Annotated in this window: 21 protein-coding genes; 14 read left to right on the forward strand and 7 right to left on the reverse strand. The window is 57.9% G+C overall.

The window, feature by feature from the left end; all coding sequences use genetic code 11:
- Positions 1–276 precede the first annotated feature (276 nt).
- The 11 genes from EBB79_RS05690 to EBB79_RS05740 all read left to right on the forward strand — a co-directional run bounded on the left by EBB79_RS05690 (position 277) and on the right by EBB79_RS05740 (position 10,482).
- On the forward strand, positions 277–1,242 hold the full coding sequence (locus tag EBB79_RS05690) for an ABC transporter substrate-binding protein (RefSeq protein ID WP_177627780.1): 966 nt from the start codon (positions 277–279) through the stop codon (positions 1,240–1,242).
- A 10-nt stretch (positions 1,243–1,252) separates the two neighbouring features.
- Positions 1,253–2,305: a quaternary amine ABC transporter ATP-binding protein gene (locus EBB79_RS05695; RefSeq protein WP_238705006.1), complete on the forward strand. Its 1,053-nt coding sequence runs from the start codon at positions 1,253–1,255 to the stop codon at positions 2,303–2,305.
- Positions 2,302–4,341: an ABC transporter permease gene (locus EBB79_RS05700; RefSeq protein WP_127748002.1), complete on the forward strand. Its 2,040-nt coding sequence runs from the start codon at positions 2,302–2,304 to the stop codon at positions 4,339–4,341. Before EBB79_RS05695 ends, EBB79_RS05700 begins: the two co-directional genes overlap by 4 nt.
- 114 nt (positions 4,342–4,455) lie before the next feature.
- On the forward strand, positions 4,456–5,121 hold the full coding sequence (locus EBB79_RS05705; RefSeq protein WP_127748003.1) for an NnrU family protein: 666 nt from the start codon (positions 4,456–4,458) through the stop codon (positions 5,119–5,121).
- Positions 5,122–5,212: 91 nt separating this feature from the next.
- Positions 5,213–5,740, forward strand: a complete 528-nt coding sequence (locus tag EBB79_RS05710) for a DUF2478 domain-containing protein (RefSeq protein WP_127748004.1) — start codon at positions 5,213–5,215, stop codon at positions 5,738–5,740.
- Between the two features lie 177 nt (positions 5,741–5,917).
- The gene (locus tag EBB79_RS05715) at positions 5,918–6,091 is read left to right on the forward strand and encodes a periplasmic nitrate reductase, NapE protein (RefSeq protein ID WP_127748005.1); all 174 of its coding nucleotides are present in this window, start codon (positions 5,918–5,920) and stop codon (positions 6,089–6,091) included.
- Between the two features lie 5 nt (positions 6,092–6,096).
- On the forward strand, positions 6,097–6,588 hold the full coding sequence (napF, locus tag EBB79_RS25560; RefSeq protein ID WP_127748006.1) for a ferredoxin-type protein NapF: 492 nt from the start codon (positions 6,097–6,099) through the stop codon (positions 6,586–6,588).
- Positions 6,581–6,820, forward strand: coding sequence for a chaperone NapD (locus EBB79_RS05725; protein ID WP_127748007.1), 240 nt, complete (start codon positions 6,581–6,583; stop codon positions 6,818–6,820). Before napF ends, EBB79_RS05725 begins: the two co-directional genes overlap by 8 nt.
- Positions 6,821–6,868: 48 nt before the next feature.
- On the forward strand, positions 6,869–9,373 hold the full coding sequence (gene napA / locus EBB79_RS05730) for a nitrate reductase catalytic subunit NapA (RefSeq protein WP_127748008.1): 2,505 nt from the start codon (positions 6,869–6,871) through the stop codon (positions 9,371–9,373).
- Between the two features lie 3 nt (positions 9,374–9,376).
- On the forward strand, positions 9,377–9,847 hold the full coding sequence (locus EBB79_RS05735) for a nitrate reductase cytochrome c-type subunit (RefSeq protein ID WP_127748009.1): 471 nt from the start codon (positions 9,377–9,379) through the stop codon (positions 9,845–9,847).
- Entirely contained in the window at positions 9,847–10,482 is a 636-nt protein-coding gene (locus EBB79_RS05740) for a cytochrome c3 family protein (RefSeq protein WP_127748010.1), read from the forward strand. Before EBB79_RS05735 ends, EBB79_RS05740 begins: the two co-directional genes overlap by 1 nt.
- Before the next feature lie 79 nt (positions 10,483–10,561).
- On the opposite strand, the gene EBB79_RS05745 is transcribed toward EBB79_RS05740, so the two are convergent.
- From EBB79_RS05745 to ubiT, 5 genes are read right to left on the reverse strand one after another with little or no spacing between them, the layout of a single operon-like run.
- Positions 10,562–11,104: a DUF2478 domain-containing protein gene (locus EBB79_RS05745; protein ID WP_127748011.1), complete on the reverse strand. Its 543-nt coding sequence runs from the start codon at positions 11,102–11,104 to the stop codon at positions 10,562–10,564.
- Positions 11,101–12,330: an NnrS family protein gene (locus EBB79_RS05750; RefSeq protein ID WP_164860748.1), complete on the reverse strand. Its 1,230-nt coding sequence runs from the start codon at positions 12,328–12,330 to the stop codon at positions 11,101–11,103. The genes EBB79_RS05745 and EBB79_RS05750 overlap by 4 nt, the downstream gene beginning before the upstream one ends.
- A 23-nt stretch (positions 12,331–12,353) precedes the next feature.
- Entirely contained in the window at positions 12,354–13,271 is a 918-nt protein-coding gene (gene ubiV, locus EBB79_RS05755; protein ID WP_127748013.1) for a ubiquinone anaerobic biosynthesis protein UbiV, read from the reverse strand.
- Positions 13,272–13,275: 4 nt separating this feature from the next.
- Entirely contained in the window at positions 13,276–14,253 is a 978-nt protein-coding gene (ubiU, locus tag EBB79_RS05760; protein WP_127750895.1) for a ubiquinone anaerobic biosynthesis protein UbiU, read from the reverse strand.
- Positions 14,253–14,795 (reverse strand): ubiquinone anaerobic biosynthesis accessory factor UbiT, encoded by a 543-nt coding sequence (gene ubiT / locus EBB79_RS05765; RefSeq protein WP_238705007.1) that lies wholly within the window; start codon positions 14,793–14,795, stop codon positions 14,253–14,255. The genes ubiU and ubiT overlap by 1 nt, the downstream gene beginning before the upstream one ends.
- Before the next feature lie 129 nt (positions 14,796–14,924).
- Here ubiT and EBB79_RS05770 point away from each other — a divergent pair, with 129 nt between their 5' ends.
- Positions 14,925–16,433: a UbiD family decarboxylase gene (locus tag EBB79_RS05770; protein ID WP_127748014.1), complete on the forward strand. Its 1,509-nt coding sequence runs from the start codon at positions 14,925–14,927 to the stop codon at positions 16,431–16,433.
- A gap of 5 nt (positions 16,434–16,438) precedes the next feature.
- On the forward strand, positions 16,439–17,023 hold the full coding sequence (locus EBB79_RS05775) for a UbiX family flavin prenyltransferase (protein WP_127750897.1): 585 nt from the start codon (positions 16,439–16,441) through the stop codon (positions 17,021–17,023).
- 288 nt (positions 17,024–17,311) lie between these two features.
- Here EBB79_RS05775 and EBB79_RS05780 read toward each other — a convergent pair whose 3' ends face one another.
- On the reverse strand, positions 17,312–17,494 hold the full coding sequence (locus EBB79_RS05780) for a hypothetical protein (RefSeq protein WP_127748015.1): 183 nt from the start codon (positions 17,492–17,494) through the stop codon (positions 17,312–17,314).
- A 104-nt stretch (positions 17,495–17,598) separates the two neighbouring features.
- Between EBB79_RS05780 and EBB79_RS05785 the strand changes: the two genes are divergently transcribed.
- Entirely contained in the window at positions 17,599–18,471 is an 873-nt protein-coding gene (locus EBB79_RS05785; RefSeq protein ID WP_127748016.1) for a LysR family transcriptional regulator, read from the forward strand.
- A gap of 43 nt (positions 18,472–18,514) precedes the next feature.
- On the opposite strand, the gene EBB79_RS05790 is transcribed toward EBB79_RS05785, so the two are convergent.
- Positions 18,515–19,405: a LysR family transcriptional regulator gene (locus EBB79_RS05790; protein ID WP_127748017.1), complete on the reverse strand. Its 891-nt coding sequence runs from the start codon at positions 19,403–19,405 to the stop codon at positions 18,515–18,517.
- Between the last annotated feature and the right edge of the window lie 23 nt (positions 19,406–19,428).

Genomic DNA, 19,428 nt, shown 5'->3' on the forward strand with positions numbered 1-19,428 from the left:
TTGAAAGTCTGTAAAAAAGTTGAATTGTCACATTAAAAGTTGAATGACCAAACAAAAAATGTCACTTCTAGCCGCAGAAGCTCGACAAAGTGTCGCTATAAGTTCAAATATTGGATGAGTATCGGTCAATCTACTACTTGGAGGCTAGGTTTGACCAAGCAAAGAGAAAGAGCCGATAGTCCAAAGCCAAATGTAGCGACATAGAGCGGACGGTTCCAACACTGACGCAGCCCTTATTTAAAAAAGGGCGTTTAACACCAAACAGGGAGTAAATTTATGACAATTAAAGGATATGCCGCAGCACTGGGTGCTGTTTCATTCGCGGTTACGGCTGGTATGGCCAATGCTGCGGACATGGGCGATGTGGACAAACCCATCCGTCTGGCCGTGAACGAATGGACTGGTCAGCACGTCACCACCCATATCGCTGGCGAGATGCTCAAGGCGGCTGGTTACAAAGTTGAATTTGTGTCGGCCGGTATGATGAACCAGTTTCAGGCGATTGCCGATGGTGACATCCACGCGACATTGGAAATCTGGTCCTCGAATGTGTCCGATGACTACGCCAACAAAGTGTCCGAAGGCACAGTGGTTGAACTGGGCGACCTGGAGCTGAACGCCCGCGAAGGCATCGCCTATCCGGCCCACGTGGCCGAGCTTTGCCCGGGCTTGCCCGCATGGGAAGCCCTGAAAGCCTGCGCACCGTTGTTTGCCTCGGCTGAAACGCTGCCGGCTGGCCGTCTGGTGGATTACCCTGCTGACTGGGGCACACCCGGCGCCGACCGCATGACAGGTCTGGACCTGCCGTTCAAAGCTGTGCCCGCAGGTTCCGAAGCAGCCCTGATCGTGGAGCTGCGTGCCTCGACCGAGCGTAAAACACCGCTGCTGGTGACCTTCTGGCAGCCACACTGGGCGATGTCGGCCTATGACGTGAAGTTCGTGGATCTGCCCGCTGGTGAAGACGCTTGTTTCACCGATCCGGCCTGGGGCCCAAATCCCAATGCGATCAACGACTGTGACTTCGCAGCGTCGCGTATCTTCAAGGCCGGTTGGTCCGGTCTGGCAGATACATGGCCTGCCGCCAGTGAAATCCTGATGAACTACACTCTGGCTGTCGAAGATCAGCAGCCGATGATGGGTGCCGTTGATGTGGACGGTGGCAAAGTTGAAGAAGTGGTTGCAGCCTGGATGGCCGAGAACGAGGGCAAATGGCGCCCGGTTGTCGACGCAGCCATCAAATAAGCTGACGATCGTGAGCGATAAGCCACAGGCCGCCATCTCCTGCCAGAATGTCTGGCAGGTGTTTGGTCCCGACGCTGACAGCGCCCTATCCGGGGCGCTGTCGGCTCATTTTGATTCCGAAACCGCCGCAGCCGCGCTGCGTGAAAAAGGGCTGATCCCCGCGGTTCAGGACGCCAATTTTGAAGTGGCCGAGGGCGAGCTCTTTGTCATCATGGGTCTGTCCGGTTCGGGCAAATCCACCCTGATCCGCTGTATCTCGCATCTGTTGCATGCGACCCACGGCGAGATCCGCATTGACGGTGAGAACATTGTCGAGGCCACCCCGGCGCGGCTGATCGAGCTGCGGCGCAATAAGCTGGGCATGGTGTTCCAGCATTTTGGTCTGTTCCCGCATATGAGCGTGGCTGACAATGTGGCCTATCCGCTGCGGGTGCAGGGGATGAAACGCAAGGCGCGGCTGGAGAAGGCCCAGAAAGTGATCGATCTGGTCGGTCTGGGCGGGCGTGAGAAACACTACCCACGTGAATTGTCCGGTGGTCAGCGTCAGCGCGTCGGCATTGCCCGTTCCTTGGTGGCTGACTGTTCGGTCTGGTTCCTCGATGAACCCTTCTCGGCGCTGGACCCGCTGATCCGCCGCCAGCTGCAGGACGAGTTCCTGCAAATCCAGGCTGAGCTGAAAACAACCATTGTCTTTATCACCCATGACATCAATGAGGCGCTGAAGCTGGCCGATCGCATCGCCATCATGCGCGATGGTAAGATTGTGCAGATCGGCACGCCCTCGGATATCATCCTGAACCCGGTCGATGATTACGTCCGCGAGTTTTCAAAAGACGTGGCCAAAGGGCAGCATGCCAAACTGACCTCGGTTATGCAGACCGGCGAGGGGCTGGTTTACGGTGCTGATGATCCCGGATTACGGGTCGACATGACGCTGGATGCCGCATTGGCGCGCTGCATGGACCTGTACGAACCGGTGCCTGTGCGCGACAAAGACGGAGAGCTGCTGGGGGTTGTGAACCCGGCGGATCTGGCGGCTGCCTTGCACGTGGAAGCCGGATGATGGCCGGTCTGTCCAAGGGAAGCCTGGCAGCACTTGTGGCCTTGGCCGTGGGCGCCTTTTGCCTGCTGCTGGAAACCACGCTGCCCTGGCTGGTGATCTTCCCCGAATCGCTGGTGTTGCCCGCGACGGAATGGGTGGGTGCCATAATGGAATGGCTGTTGCAGCTGATCAAACCCACTGCACGGGCCTTCTCGGCGCTGATGTATTATCCGATGGAGGCCACCAATCTGGTGTTGGGCAGCACGCCCTGGATCCTGGTGATTGCGGTGGTGACAGCCATCGGCTGGATGTTGGGCGGTGCGCCGATGGCGCTGATGGCCGTTGTCGGCTTGAGCTTTGTGCTGGCCTCGGGCTATTGGCACGAGAGCATGAATACCCTGTCACTGGTGGCTGTATCTGTGCCGCTGGCGCTGATCATTGGCGGTGGTATTGGGGTTCTGGCGAATGAATATCCGCGATTTCGCAAGCCGGTGCAGGCGATGCTGGATATCATGCAGACGGTGCCGACCTTTGCCTATCTGACCCCGCTGCTGGTGCTGTTTGGCTTTGGTCCCGTGGTGGGGCTGATTGCCAGTGCGATCTATGCCGCGCCACCGATGGCCCGCAACGTGTTGCTGGGGCTGGAGCGGGTCGAACCGGAGATCAAGGAAGCTGCGATCATGGCTGGGGGCACCAGGTTGCAGCAACTGTTTCAGGTCGAGATCCCCTCGGCGGCGACGCAGATCCTGGTTGGGGTCAATCAATGCCTGATGGCGGCCCTGTCGATGGTGATTATCGCGGCGGTGATCGGTGGATTTGACGACATCGGCTGGGAAGTTCTGCTGACTATGCGCAAGGCACAGTTTGGTCCAGCCCTGCTGGCAGGTTTGGTGATTGTGGTATTTGCTGTGATCATCGACCGGATGAGCGGCACCTTGGCGCAAGATAGCCGCCGTCGTTACGATCCGCGCATGGCCTGGGCTATTCTGGGCGCTGGTATTGTCGCCAGTGCGGCACTGTGGTCCAGCCTGCCGGATCCGTCGAGCTTTGCAATGCTTGATGGGGCGGTTGATGCAGTGGATGCTGGGCTTACCGCCTTTACCTCCTCCAATTGGCAATGGCTGGCTGCGGTCAAAAACAACGCGTTGTTCTATGGGTTGCTGCCGCTGCGTATTGGCCTGGATCAGGCTGTGCTGCCATTCACCTGGGGCTTTCAGTGGACAACCCAGATGAGCCTGGGACTGTTTGCAGCCGGGGCTGTGGCTGGGCTGGTGCTGGCGCTGCGCGGGCAGGTGACCTGGGGCATCATGATACTGATCTTCGTTGGTATGCTGGAAACCGGAATTACCAATCTGCCCTGGCCCTTTGTGCTGGTTGGGGCTGCGGCTTTGGGCTGGGTGTCATCAGGGCGCGGGTTGGCGATCCTGTCGGTTGGGCTGTTGTTGACCATTCTGCTGTCAGGTCTGTGGGACCGCGCCATGTTGTCCCTGTACCTCAGCGGCGCTGCGGTGTTTGCCTGTGCCCTTGCCGGTGGTGGTATCGGGTTGCTGTGCGCAGTGTCACCACTGGCCTGGAAGATCACCCGGCCAATCTGTGACATGTTGCAGACCATTCCGCTGTTCGTGTTCCTGATTCCGGTTCTGATGGTGTTCCAAATCGGTGAGTTCTCGGCGTTTCTGGCGATCATTGCCTATGCGATTGTGCCGATGATCCGCTACAGTCGTCATGGGCTGACGGAAACCCCGGACGAGATGATCGAGGCGGCCATTGCCTCGGGTGCGACCACCTGGCAGATCCTGCGCGATGTGCGGGCACCCTATGCGGCGCCAACCATCCTGCTGGGGTTGAACCAGACCATCCTTTACGCCTTTGCCATGTTGGTGATTGCGGCGTTGATCGGCACCACCGGTCTGGGCCAGCTGATCTATCTGGCGCTGGGGCAGGCGGATGTGGGTCTGGGTATTTCGGCGGGGGCTGCGATGGCGATCCTGGCGCTGATTGCCGACCGCATGGTGCAGGGCTTTGCTGAAGAGCGGCGCCGGGTGCTGGGCCTGTAATTAAACTTGGGTCTGGCCCGGCATTGCCGGGCCAGACTGACCTTGATGTGGTGGACGTCGCTCTGGACTTGGCTTACAGGTCCCCGCAAATCATCATCATTGCCGGGAATCGAAATGGCCGACTGGTTAGAGTTCATTGCAGCGCTGATTGTATTCCTGCTGAGCCACATGTTCCCGGTGCGCCCGCCGATGCGGCCCTGGCTGATCGCCCGGTTGGGGCAAAACGGCTATGTCCTTGCCTATTCTGTACTGTCTCTGCTGGTGCTGGGCTGGCTGATCGTGGCGGCCTCGCGGGCTCCGTATATTGGCATTCTGCCGCAGCTTGAGATTTTTCGATGGGCGCCACTGGTGGTGATGCCGCTGGCCTGTCTGATCGCGGTGGGCGGTATAATGGGGCAGAACCCGCTGAGCTTTGGCGGGATGGGGGCGAAACCGTTTGATCCAACCAGGCCCGGCATGCTGGCCGTCACCCGTCACCCGCTGCTGGCAGCGATGGCCCTTTGGGCGGCGGCGCATCTGCTGGCCAATGGTGATCTGGCGCATGTGATCCTGTTTGGTCTGTTCGCGAGCTTTGCCATGATGGGAATGTCCATGATCGACCGTCGCAAACAGCGGAGCTTGGGCCCGGGTGAGTGGCAACGGCTGGCGCAGGGCACTGCGCGGCTGAACCTGATGCGGATGCCGCTGTCTGTGGTGCCGCTGCTCTTGGCTGCAGGTGTGTTTCTGACGCTGATCTTGCTGCACGAGCCGGTCATTGGCTATGTCCCGCTACCTTGGTAGGGTTTGCGCCGAACCCGTTGCTGGCTGCCTATGGTATTACGACCCGATGAGGCCTACGATCGCCGAACTGTTATTAAAAGAAAGAGACGTGATGCAGCTTGCCTATGTGATGACCCGGGACCGCGGCGCAACGGACCGGCTGCTGAGCGAACTGGCGGACCGGTTGCAGGCGCAGGGCACCGTTTTGGCTGGCATTGTTCAAACAAATACCGAATGCCATGACGATGCGCTGTGCGATATGGATGTACGGGTTCTGCCCATGGGTGAGACGATCCGGATCTCGCAGTCGCTGGGCCCCAAGGCGCGCGGATGCCGCCTTGATCCAGCGGCGCTGGAGCAGGCGGTGGCACAGGTTACCAATTCCCTGCAGGGCACACCTTTACCAGAAGTTCTGCTGGTCAATAAATTTGGCAAACACGAGGCCGACGGGCGTGGTATGCGCCCGGTTATCGGTGAGGCCATCGCGTTGGGTGTTCCAGTGATCACCGGTGTCAACGCCCTGAATGTCGATGCGTTTCAAGAGTTTGCCGACGGGCTGGCGGTGGCTGTCGACCCCAGTGTCAAAGCCCTGATGACCTGGCTGACACAGGCGCAGCAATCACGCCAGACTGGCGCCTGAACTGGGCCTGAATGGCGCAGGCCGACGGGCATCCATGGCGAATGACTGCATAATAATGCGCGCATTTTGGCGCAGGGCCGGATTGGCACTATCCCGTGGAATTCAATTGGAATACACTGCAAGTTGAGCATAACGCTCAACGAATAAGACCATTAAATTTATGATTAGGAGGTGGTGATGGTGACCAATACCGTCGAAGCCGGTGTAAGGGCAGTACCAAAATCCGATGAACGTTGGGCCTTTTTGGTTCTTGCAGTCTTCTTAGCGCCCATTCTGGCGGGTGTTATTGTTGGAGGGTTTGGCTTTAGTGTCTGGATGCTTCAGCTGGTCTTTGGCCCACCCACGGGCTGATACACATGGGCAAGTCCGGATCACAAACTGTATCCAGACGCGCGCTTTTCTCTGGTCGGCATGGCGCGCCACTGCGCCCACCCTGGACCACTCAAACATCTATCCAGAATGCATGTACCGGATGTGGCGACTGTATCGCCGCCTGTCCCGAAGCCATTCTCTTTAGCGGCCCGGCCAACACGCCGATTGTGTCATTTGAGAGCGGCGAATGCACCTTTTGCGAAGCCTGCGTTCAGGCCTGCAAAGAACCTGTCTTTGACATTGCCAGCCAGCCCTGGGCTATCCGGGCAGACATAGCAGACAATTGTGTGATGAATATCGGCATAAGTTGCCGCCTTTGCACCGATATTTGTGAAGTCGAAGCCCTGGTTTTTGATCTATCTCAACGCCCGGTCGGAAAAGTCTCTGTAAATCGAAATTTATGCAATGGATGTGGGGCTTGCGTGGCGGCCTGCACATTCTCAGCCATATCCATCATGGAGCCTTTGGGTGACTGAAGTTGTACATATCTCAAGCTTGTTACTGCGGGCAGATCCGCAGAAATTCGAACAGATTCTGGCGGAAGTCGCGAAAATCGAAATGGCAGAGGTACCGTTGAGCGATCCAAGCGGCAAAATTATCGTCACGCTGGAGACTGAAAATCAGAGCGCTATAGTTGAGGCACTGACCCAACTGCAGCTCTTGGATGGGGTCGTTAGCGCGTCGCTCGTTTATCACCAAACAGATTGATATGCCGGATCGGGTAATGACCCGCGGCAGACTAATTGGAGAATAAATATGACCAAACTGACAAGACGGGATGTCATTAAGGCGCAGGCCGTTGCTGCGGCGGCCGCTGCGGCAGGATTGCCGCTGTCTGCTGAAGCGCAGAACCTGGTGACGGATTCAAGCATTACCGACCTGAAATGGTCCAAGGCAGCCTGCCGGTTCTGCGGCACCGGATGTTCGATCATGGTGGCCACCAAGGCCGGCCGGGTGGTGGCAACCCATGGCGACGCCGAGGCCGAAGTGAACCGGGGCCTGAACTGTGTCAAAGGCTATTTCCTGTCGAAAATCATGTACGGCAAAGACCGTTTGACCCAGCCCTTGCTGCGCAAAACGGATGGCGTCTATGATAAAGAGGGTGATTTCACACCGATCTCCTGGGATGAAGCCTTTGATATAATGGCCGAAAAGTGGAAGGTCACGCTGAAGGAAAAAGGCCCGACCGGCATCGGCATGTTCGGGTCTGGTCAGTGGACCGTCTGGGAGGGCTATGCGGCATCAAAACTGATGAAGGCAGGTTTCCGGTCTAACAACATCGACCCCAATGCCCGCCACTGCATGGCTTCGGCGGTGGCTGGTTTCATGCGGACCTTTGGTATCGACGAACCCATGGGCTGCTACGACGATTTTGAAAATGCCGACGCCTTTTTCCTGTGGGGGTCGAACATGGCAGAGATGCACCCGATCCTGTGGACCCGGATTGCAGACCGCAAATTCTCGAACCCGCATGTCAAGGTTGGCGTTCTTTCGACCTTCAAGCATCGCAGCTTTGATCTGGCCGATATTCCGATGATCTTCACGCCGCAGACCGATCTGGTGATGCTGAACTTTATCGCGAATTACATCATCGAAAACGGTGCGGTGAATCAGGATTTTGTGTCCAAGCATGTCAACTTTAAACGCGGCAATCAGGACATTGGTTATGGGCTGCGCCCCGAGCATCCGCTGGAACAGGCAGCCGAGAACAACGATAAGGCCGGTGGTGCAAGTGACATCACATTTGAGGAATTCGCGGAATTCGTGAAACCTTATACACTGGAATATGCATCGGAAATGTCCGGTGTTCCAGAAAGCCGTTTGTTGGAAATGGCAAAAATGTATGCCGACCCTGACGTCAAGATCATGTCTCTGTGGACCATGGGCGTGAACCAGCACACCCGCGGTGTCTGGGTCAACAACATGCTGTATAACGTGCACCTGCTGACCGGTAAGATTTCGACCCCGGGCAACTCGCCGTTCTCGCTGACCGGTCAGCCTTCGGCCTGTGGCACTGCGCGCGAAGTGGGCACATTCTCGCATCGCTTGCCAGCGGATCTGGTTGTCGCCAACCCTGCGCACCGTGCGACAGCTGAAAAAATATGGAAGCTGCCAGACGGCACTATCCCGCCCAAGCCCGGCGCCCATGCTGTTTTGCAAAACCGTCACCTGAAGGATGGTAAGATCAACTGCTACTGGGTGCAGGTGAACAACAACATGCAGGCTGCGCCCAATATGATGGAAGAGACCCTTCCAGGCTATCGCAACCCTGACAACTTTATCGTTGTCTCTGATGCCTATCCAACCGTCACGGCAGAAGCGGCGGACCTGATCCTGCCCACTGCGATGTGGGTGGAGAAGGAGGGCGCTTACGGCAATGCCGAGCGGCGCACCCAGTTTTGGCACCAATTGGTCGATGCTCCGGGCGAGTCAAAATCTGATCTGTGGCAACTGGTCGAGTTCTCGAAGCGGTTCAAAATCGAAGAGGTCTGGGACGCCGAGCTTCTGGATGCAAATCCGGAATACAAAGGCAAGACCATGTACGACGTGCTTTATGCTAACGGCAATGTCGACGCCTTCCCGCTGGAGCAGACCTCGGACGAGTACAAAAACCAGGAGGCCAATCACTTTGGCTTCTACATCCAGAAGGGCCTGTTCGAAGAATACGCCGCCTTTGGACGGGGGCATGGCCACGATCTGGCACCGTTTGAACGCTATCACGAGGAACGTGGGTTACGCTGGCCAGTAGTTGACGGTCAGGAAACCCGCTGGCGGTTCAAGGAAGGGTCAGACCCCTATGTGACACCCGGTGCCGATTATGAGTTCTATGGCAAGCCAGATGGCAAGGCCGTGATCTTTGCACTGCCCTATGAAGCGCCACCGGAAAGCCCGGATGAGGAATATCCGTTCTGGCTGTCGACGGGTCGGGTGCTAGAACACTGGCACTCGGGGTCGATGACACAGCGGGTGCCTGAACTGCACTCGGCTGTTCCAGATGCGCTATGTTACATGCATCCTGATGATGCCAAGGCACAGGGCATGCGCCGGGGCAGTGCGGTTCGCGTTATTTCACGTCGCGGGGAAATCAATCTGCGGGTTGAAACGCGGGGCCGAAACAAACCGCCAAAAGGTCTGGTTTTTGTGCCGTGGTTTGATGCCGCCAAGCTGATCAACAAGGTGACGCTGGACGCCACCGATCCGATTTCCAAGCAAACCGACTATAAGAAATGTGCGGTTAAAATCGTACCAATGGGAGCGTGAGCCATGATCAAGATACATGCTATAGCCGCCGCTTTGGTCTTTGCCCTGTCAGGGGGGGCATTTGCGCAGGAACATGTCGCGACCTTGCGTGCAGGGGCGCCGCTGGATGAGCAGGGAGAGCTGCCGCAGATTGCAAAGCGGTTGAATACGGATCTGCGCCAGGTCCGCAACTATCCCGAACAGCCGCCACTGATCCCGCATAAGATCGATGGTTATCAGATCGACATCAACGTCAACAAATGTCTGACCTGCCACAGCCGTGCGGCCGTGGGTGTCAGTCAGGCCCCCATGGTGTCGATCACGCACTTCATGAACCGCGAGAACCAGTTCCTCGCTTCGGTCACACCGCGCCGGTACTTCTGTACCCAGTGTCATGTGCCCCAATCTGATGCACCGGATCTGGTCGAAAACACCTTTGTCGATGTGGATCAGGTTCTTGAATATGTGGCCGGTACTAAGGCGGGTGACCACTGATGCTGGGATTTGCCAAGCGGATTTGGTCCGCCATTCGCCGACCAAGCGTCCATTACAGCCTTGGGTTTCTCACCATGGGTGGGTTTGTCATGGGGATCATTTTCTGGGGTGGGTTCAACACCGCGATGGAGCTGACCAACACCGAAGCCTTTTGTACCAGCTGTCATGAAATGCGCGACAATGTGTATGAAGAGCTGAAGCCGACGATCCACTACTCCAACCGGTCAGGGGTGCGGGCAACATGCCCGGACTGTCACGTGCCGCATGAGTGGACCAGCAAGGTTGCCCGCAAAATGCAGGCCTCGAAAGAGGTCTGGGGCAAGCTGTTTGGCACCATTAACACCCGTGAGAAATTCCTGGCGCACCGCCTGACGCTGGCCCAAAACGAATGGACCCGGCTCGAGGCCAACAACTCGTTGGAATGTCGCAACTGCCATTCGGAAGAATCGATGGACATCACCCGGCAAAGCACCCGGGCCGCCGAGGCGCATGAGCGGTTCCTGTTCACCGGCGAAAAGACCTGCATCAACTGCCACAAGGGCATTGCGCATCAGCTGCCGGATATGGGGCAGGCAAGTCTGACAGGGGGCCATTCCTCGGAGGCGGTTTTGACAGAGTATCTGAACACCGAGTAGGGGGCCGTCAGATCAAACAGAGTGGGGGCTGCCTGAAAAGGTGGCCCTTACTTTTTTGCGGAGGGAGGATGCCTGGCCGTCAGTACCGCATGTTATCCGTTGCTGTGACCCGGCTGTCGGACAGCGCAGAGTGCACCCAGTCCAAAATAGCCTGTTCAGTGGCTGCAACAGGCACTGCAAGACCACCTGCAAAGCCTTCAAACGCTTTGATACTGGCGCCACCAACGCCGACCAGAACCGGCACGCCCTGGTCCAGAGCGGTCCCTATTACGGTGCAAAACCCCCGTCCTGCGGCCTCTTCAGGGCCGAATTTATTCAGGATAAACAGGTCCGAGCGACCCATTGATCCGGAGTCAACCCGTGTCACCGCCTCGGCAATTGCGGCAGGGTCCAGTCGACAGGCATCAGACCCTTTGCCGAGGTTCTGGGTGATCTTGATGTCAGGGCCTTTGGGCAGAACGCGGACCTGCATGTCGCAGCCATTGTCAAAGCTGCTTTTGTAGTTTGCAACTTTGACAATGCCGGTCAGAGATTTGCCCTGCGCCTGTAGCTGGTTGGCTGTTTCAGTCAGTAGCCGATCGGTTTCGCCACGTTTCAGGGATGTGACATATGCAATGTTCATCTAATGCTCTTTTCTGTCTGAAGGGATAGCGGATCGCGGGGTGAGTGCCTTTTGCCGCTTAGGATTGGTCGGGTGACAGGGCCATTCAGGGCCGGGCGAAATCCGGTGATGAAGGTCGCCCAGCCAAGACACCAAAGACCGGCGGCGGCCAACAGGAGGGTGGATGTTTGTTCGGCAACCACTGGCGCCAGGACCCGCACCCAGGTCGTGGTCCAGATCAACAGGGCGCCCAGCGTGAAACCTGCATTGGCCCGCATGTCGCCGCTGATGTGATGACAGGCAGCGCGCCCGGCGATGGCCATGATCAATCCGGACATCGCGCCGATGGTCAGAATATGCAGGGCGTCCGCCAATGGATCGATCCGCGGTGCAAACCACAGGGCCCCCAGGGTGGCCAAGCCGATGGGAAGCCAAGCATAACTCAGATGCAGCGCGGCCAGTAAGGGGTTGGTCAAGATGACGGGTGTTCGCCACGTCCGCATGGTCCACAAAAGAGCGGCGGCGGCGCAGATCATTGCGACATTGGCGGTGACGAGCTGCCCGGTCACCATGGCGATGAGGGCCAGCGTCAGCGCGCCCAGGGTGATCCTGCGGGATAATCTGGGGTCTTGGGTCTTCAGTTCGCGGCGTTGGCTGCGTTCCAGCCAGTTGTTGGTAAAGGCGGGAATGGCACGGCTGCCAATGATGACCATGACTAAGGCAAACCCCAGTATCACGGTACGGGCGATGGTCAGGGCAGTTTCAGGCTGATTGGCCAGAGCTGCCGTCATGAACAGGGTATCAGCGCTGGCCAAACACAACACGGCCAAGCCAAACCCAGCCTTGCGAAAGGCGCCGCTGGATAGGGTTTGATGGCAAAGGATCGCGGCAAGCCACACAGGGTAACTGGCGTTCAGGCCAATCAGCAACGCGAAGGGTGTGTGGTCGGCCATGGCGGTTGCCAATCGACCCACCCCCCAGAACAGCAGCAAGAGTTTCAGCGGAGCTCCGTTCATCAGCGGTTTGGCTGTCCAGCTGGGCAGAGCAGTTAGTAAATAGCCCCCGGCGGCGGCCCCGGCAAAGCCGAAAATCAGCTCGTGGGCGTGCCACAGAACGACGGGTTCAAACCCCGGCGCAGGCAATCCTATTTGCACCCCCAGTGGCCACCAGGCCAGGGTTATGAATGCACTGAGGAACGAGGCCAGAAACAGTGGCCGGTGCGGCGCCTGCCAAAGGGCGGAAAACACCGGTGTCTGTTCCGGCGCTTGCCTCATGGGTGAGGTGTATCGGGGGGCTGCATACCGGACCAATCCACGCCCCGGTTTCCGGTCAGAAAACCGTCAGACAGGCGGATATTACCATCGATATCGCAGATCGCGCTGGCCACCTCTGCACCGCTACTCTTGCCATCCAGCAACTGCCGGTATTGATCGCAGATTTGCGGGAAGCCTTTGGACTGCGGCGACAGGCGCAAAGAGGACACCCCGGCGCGGGTTAAGGCCTCGATCTGGTGGGCGGCGCTGGCATAGGTATCGGACAGGGTCTGCACGCCGTTCATCGTCAAAAAGGGCTGCCCCTCAAGGGTGCGGACATCCAGACCGTCGGGGTCATCTTCGCAGGCGAATTGGCAATTGTCCTTGCCGCGCTTGTGCAGGCGCGCGTGATAGCACCGCCCCGAAATCGCCAGGGGCAGGCGGCCATGGCCCCAGACCTCTATCGCGACGCCCAGATCTGCGCCAGTCTTTGCAAGGGTCGCAACCGAAGCCAGCGGCAGTTCTGGCGGCAGGCAAATGCGGCTCGCCCCCTTTGAGGCCAACCAAATCAGGGTGCCTTCGTTGTAGACATTGACCAGTGGACCCACGGAAAACGCGGCACCCTTGGGCAAATGGGGCAGGGCGGTCAGATCGCTGATTTCAATTTTGACGCCCATCTCGGCCAATGCTGCGGTTTGCTTGCGCTCGCGTTTGAGAGTGACCAGCGCCAGACTGGTCAGGGCAACGTCCTTGCCCGCGTCAATCAGGGTTGCAATGGCATCTGGGACCCGCTCCTGAAAGAACGGCAGGCGTTTGGAGCAGACCAGTTCTCCCAGCACAACACGATCCACCGGCGATTTAGCCAGATCATCGTAAAACCCGGCCCAGCGATCGGCTGACCAAAAGAACTGGTTTGGTCCGACTGTCAAATCCATCCGGTTATCTCCATGTCTTTTTATATGCGCCGGTTGTCATGGCCTGGCCTTCGGACAGTTTCGCCAGCATGCCTTCGGGCATCGGCATACCCGCATCGAGAGCATCCACGGCGTTGCGGAAGTTGCGCACCACCTGCGCCACATAGGAGCGTGACCGCTGGCGACCTTCGATTTTCAGGGCGGTGACACCGGCCTTTTGCAGCTGGGGGATCAGTTGCTCGGCATTCAGGCTGACCGGGTCCTCAAACAGGTGGCCGGTTTTATCCCCAGCACCAAAACATCCCTTGCACAGGGTCGGGTAGGGGGCGGGTTCGCTCGGGCCAACGCGGTGGATGGTGAAACCGCCCAGACGGGCATCCAGTGCGCCCTTGTCCTCAAGGTATTCCACGTGGCTGGCGGGCGAGCAGACGCCGTTCATGTTGGGGGACAACCCGGTGGCGTATGAGGACAAGGAGCAGCGGCCCTCGGCCATCACACAGAGGCCGCCAAAGACAAACACCTCGGTCTCGACCTCGGTTTCGGCGTTGATCGCTGCGATTTCGGGAACGGACAGGACGCGGGGCAGCACGACGCGCTTCACGTCAAAAACATCCGCGTAGTAGTTGATGATGTCAGCATTGGCCGCCGCTGCCTGCACCGACAGATGGCGACGCAGGTCCGGATGGTGGCGCGCTGCATAGGCGAGCAAGCCTGGATCGGCCAGGATCACCGCATCTGCACCGCAGGTTTCGGCGTCAGCGACCGCGCGATGCCAGAGGGCCTCGTCCCCGGCGCGGGGGAAGGTGTTGATGGCGATCAACACTTTGGAGCCCTGCGCATGGGCAAAGGCGATGCCGTCGCGCATTTCGCTGCGGTCAAAGTTCAGACCCGGAAAGTTGCGCGCATTGGTTTCGTCGTTGAAGCCACAATAGATGGTATGGGCGCCGGCCTTAACAGCGGCCCGCAATGAGGCCGGAGTGCCCGCGGGGCACACGATTTCCATTACCATGCTTCGGCCTCGTCTGGTCGGGTCAGGCAGACGCCAGTGCGCCGCTGAGCAAATGCGATTAAGGTCTGGAGCGGGCGCGCCAGTGGGCCGGTGATTGCGGCGATTTCTTGTGACAGGTCCAATTCGGCGTCATCAACCGCATTGCGCAGGGCCAGTGCCGCGCTGGTGTCGCCCTCGACCACCAGATCACGGGAAAAGAACAGTGCGTCACCATCATAAGCGCCATGGACCAGCCCAATCAGCGCGGCAAGCGGTCCTGAGATACGCGCAGTGCCGGTGCCTTTGCCCCGCATCAATGTGACACGCGGAACGCCGCCGTTTGGCTGCAGACAGATCACAAAAGGCAGATCGGTGGGGTCCAGAATGAACCCGGTGTGGTCGAATGCACCCAGACGGCGGAACAGTCCGGGATGGGCCTTGGCGATTTTTCGGCTGTAAGCGGTCAGTGTCAAGGACAGCGGTGTCAGCGGCATCATGCCAAGGGCGCGCGCAAGAGGGGGCGGAAACAGCGGAATGGTGGCCTGAGCGTGGGGCAAGTGAGACTCCTGTTGTCTCGGTTGTTTGACCTCTTTTAGGGGCTTTAATGTTTCAACGAATTGATATGGGTCAATTTCGTGAAACATTTTGAGTGGTAGGGGCTGTGGACGCCATTCCGGAACAGTCCCATTCGTAGTTTGCCCTCATACCCCAGCCTTCGCAGTTTCCTTGATTGGTGCGCCAAGACGGACCAGTTTCAACGGGTGTCTGATCCGGTGTCGGTGATCCACCAGATGACGGCCGTGCATCGTAACGTGTTGGAAACGCAGGGTTCGGTGCTGCAATTTGATCATCCAGTGTTGCAGGGTGGTGTAGGGTCGGATGTGCCCGTGGTGGTCAATCTGTTTGGCACCGCTGAACGCGTGGCTGCCGGCCTAGGGGTCAGCCCGGAGCGCTTGGATGATCTCGGTGCCTTTCTGGCCGCGCTCAGATCGCCGACGCCACCGGATGGATTACGCGATGCGCTGTCGCGTTGGCCGATGCTAAAGGCGGCGCTGGCGACCCGCCCCAAGATCCTTCGTTCTGCACCGGTTCAGACCGTAGTGCTGGAGGGTGCAGAGGTTGATCTGGCAGCGCTGCCGGTCCAGACGCATTGGCCCGGCGATGCGGGGCCGTTGATCACCTGGCCAGTGGTGGTGACCCGTCCATTTGGATCCGAAGTGGCGGATGTCAGCTGTTATAACGCCGGCATCTACCGGGCGCAGGTTCTGGACCACAACCGATTGATCCTGCGCTGGTTGCCCCATCGTGGCGGGGCTGCGCATCACCAAAGCTGGGCACAGCAGGGCGAGAGAACTCCGGTGGCCATCGTGTTGGGGGCCGACCCCGCGACGCTGCTGTCTGCCGCGTTGCCCTTGCCGGATACAGTGTCCGAAGTCAGCTTTGCCGGGGCGCTGAACGCTGCACGTCCCCGTCTGGTGCAGGCCAAAACGGTTCCCCTGATGGTGCCCGCAGACGCCGAGGTCGTGATCGAGGGGTGGGTGTCACCCAGCGAGACGGCACCAGAAGGGCCGTTTGGCGATCACACCGGCTATTACAATCGGGCAGAGCCGTTCCCGGTGATGGAGGTCACTGCCATGACCCACCGGGAGAATCCATTGTACCTGTCGACATATACCGGCCGTCCGCCGGATGAGCCGGCGATCATTGGCGAGGTGTTCAACCGGTTGGCACTGCCAACAATACGCGCGCAGATCCCGGAAGTTCACGACCTTTGGTTGCCGCCCGCCGCCTGTTCGTACCGGATGGCGGTTGTCAGCATCAATAAACGCTATCCGGGGCAGGCGCGTCGGGTGATGATGGCGCTGTGGGGGATGCTGCCGCAGTTCAGTTACACCAAGATGATTGTGGTGGTGGACAGGGACATCGATCCGAAAAACTGGGAGGATATCGCCTGGGCGCTGGCCACCCGGATGGACCCGGTGCGCGACGTGATGGTGATCGAGAACACGCCGATGGATTATCTCGACTTTGCTTCGCCTCAGCCTGGGTTGGCCGGGAAGATGGGCATCGATGCCACGGTGAAAATTCAAAGCGAAACATCCAGAGACTGGGGCGAAGTTATGAAAACATCCCAAAAGGACGCGGCTTTTGCTGCCGATTTGGTGGCGCGTCTGATGGCGGGGGCCGGATCATGAGGGCTGTGCGTGTTGTTCTGGGCGTGGCCGGGGCCTCGGGGGCGGCGCTGGCGCTGTCGGTTGCCCAACAACTGTCAGAGCTGAATGTGGACATCGATCTGGTGACCAGCACTGCAGCCGAACGAACCCTGGCCGAAGAATGCGGGTCGGATGCTTTTGAAACACTGAAGGCGCTGGCAACACGGGTCCATCCCTTGAGCGATATTGGCGCCAGTATTGCATCGGGGTCGGTTCCGGTTGCTGGCATGATCGTTGCGCCCTGTTCTATGCGATCACTGGCGGCCATTGCCCATGGCTTGGACGACAATCTGCTAACCCGTGCGGCGGGTGTTCAGCTGAAAGAGCGGCGACGGCTGGTTCTGCTGACCCGCGAGGCGCCGCTGACACTGGCGCATCTGCGCAATATGACCGCCGCAACCGAGTTGGGCGCGATCATTCTGCCACCCGTACCGGCCTTTTACCTGAAGCCTAAAAAAGTCGTCGAGATTGTCGATCAGATTGCCGGACGCGCCATCGACCTGTTGTCTATCGCCGCCCCCATCGCTGGCCAATGGGCCCAATCAGACGGTCCTATGGCCCGAAGTGGGTGATTGAACGGCGGTTGCAATGTTTCTGACCGTTTACAGGGCCCAACTATAGGGCTCGGCGGCGCGCTCAAATGGCGCGGTTGGGCTGCGGGATGGCAAAAGGTGGCGGCATCAATGATCGTTCTTAGTCTGGGATTTTCAATTGAAACGCCTAACGACCAACAATCGAAACTAAAAATCCGCCGGACCAAGTCTTTTTGATATATTGGTTGCCAACACCCGCACAAAACGGATGTTGGTCTCATCTGTGTGTCCGGATTGGCCAGGCCGTGGACAAGGGCAGGGCAGTTGTCACCCATAATGATTGTGGCGAGCGACAAATCGTTTCTCATGCGCAAGGCGACGATGCAACTCTTCGCCTTTACGTCTTTCGTGCTCCTGCAGCATGGTTTCGTGAGTAGGCGTTAGGGGATCAACCACCTGGTTATTGCGGTGTTTTGAAACTCTCAGGAAGGATGGTAATGAAATCAACATTATGTTCTCCTTTGTGTCGGCGTGATGTGTTATATTGATATGGAAATTTCGCCCCGCGATGCAAATCAATATGATTTTGCAATTGTTAGTACAGGTATCATGTTATGGATTGGACGCGCGTTCCATCGCTGGCGGCACTTCGGGCATTTGAATCGGCTGCCCGCTGTCAAAGCTTTAGCAAGGCGGCACGTGAGCTGAACGTGACGCATGCTGCAATTGCCCATCACGTTCGCGGGCTTGAGGCTGAGTTTTCCGAAAGCCTGATCATCCGGCAAGGGCGTGGTGTCGCGGTCACTGCAGCCGGGTTGCAACTGGCTGAGAGCCTTCAGGCCGGGTTTTCGACGATTGCCAGCGGCGTGGAGAGGTTGAGATCACAAAGTGAAAACAGGTCACTGAATATCACTGTTACACCCGCTTTTGCCGCCAACTGGCTGATGCCACGGATCGGGGAATTCTGGGCAAAGCACCCTGAGATATCGCTGACCATCAATCCGAGTATTGGGTTGACTGATCTTAGGAAAGACGGGTTTGATCTGGCGATCAGATATGGCGACGGGGGGTGGCCCAATGTCAAATCTGAACTGCTGACAGATGGAGATTTTTGGGTCGTGGCCCATCCTGATCTGGTCAAGGGCCGGACGGTCAGGTGTCTGCAGGATGTGGTTGGTCTGCCGTGGTTGATGGAAAGCCATATGATGGAACGAAAGGCTATTGTAGAACGGGAAGGCATTGATTTTGAACAGATAGACCTAACGCTTTTGAATACCAATGGGTTGGTGTTATCAGCCGTAGCCGCTGGATTGGGGATTTCTGTACAGCCCAAGTCCATTGTTGAGCGGGACGTTCAGGCCAGAGAGTTGGTTAAGATTTGTGAGCTTAATCAAGAAAACCTAGGGTACTATATGGTCATGTTACCTGACAGAGATCCTAAGGGATTGCGGGCGTTTCGGTCTTGGCTTCGGACCAAGGCCGCATAGGTGACAAAGACAGCAAAAGGGGACCGGAGCCCAGCGATGCAGTTCAATCCGCACTCATGATTGTTTCCCAGTTTGTGGAAAGGATGACAGAAGCTAATTTCTCTGCATAGTGTTGAAACGGCGACTTTTCCCGCAACAGCAAGTTGACCTGACGCCGGGATGTTAGGTCTGAAATTTCGCGAAAGACCAGATCTGACGGCGCGATATGAAGCACCGCTTTGGGCAGGATCGTGACCCATTCGTCAGAGCGAACCATTGAAATAAGCGACAAGGTGTTGCGGGCCGACAGGTCAGCATGAGAGGTCATCTCTTGAAACGTCTCGGACTCGATTGACAGACACAGGTCGTTCTTGATGAACTGGCTGGAAATCACATCCGATAGCGTTACCGGGCCGGAACGAAGTGCCAGCGGATGACGTGGCGAACAAATCAGCCCAAACCGATCAGAAAACAGCGATGTCTGTTGAATGCCATTCACGGTGTGGTCATTTGAGGCGATCCCGATATCCGCCTTACCTCTGCTCAGCGCGTCAATGACCTGTTGGGAATCGGTGTCGCGCAGCTCAATCTTGGTGCCGGGGCAAACCGCGCGGAATGTCTGCACCATCGATGGGAACATGAGCCCCGCAACCGAAGGCACAGAGGCAACGCGTACAAGGCCCTGTGGTGCCACTGCCGCTGCCTGAATGGCCTTGAGGGTGTCATCAAACTGGCGCAACTCGGTTCGGGCGAGTTCAAAAATTTGCTGGCCGACAGGCGTTAGCTGGCTTTTGCGATCGCTGACAAACAGCCGCTGACCCAGGTGGTCTTCTAGCTGTTTCAGCGTCATTGAGAGGGCTGATTGGGTGCGACCCAAACGCGTTGCCGCATCTGCCAGATTTCCAGCTTCGGCCACGGCGTTGAAACAACGTAACATTTCAATCTTGATTGCCATTATTTCAATATTCCTGAAATTAG

It is taken from the genome of Parasedimentitalea marina, assembly GCF_004006175.1.
Taxonomy (GTDB): Bacteria; Pseudomonadota; Alphaproteobacteria; order Rhodobacterales; family Rhodobacteraceae; genus Parasedimentitalea; species Parasedimentitalea marina.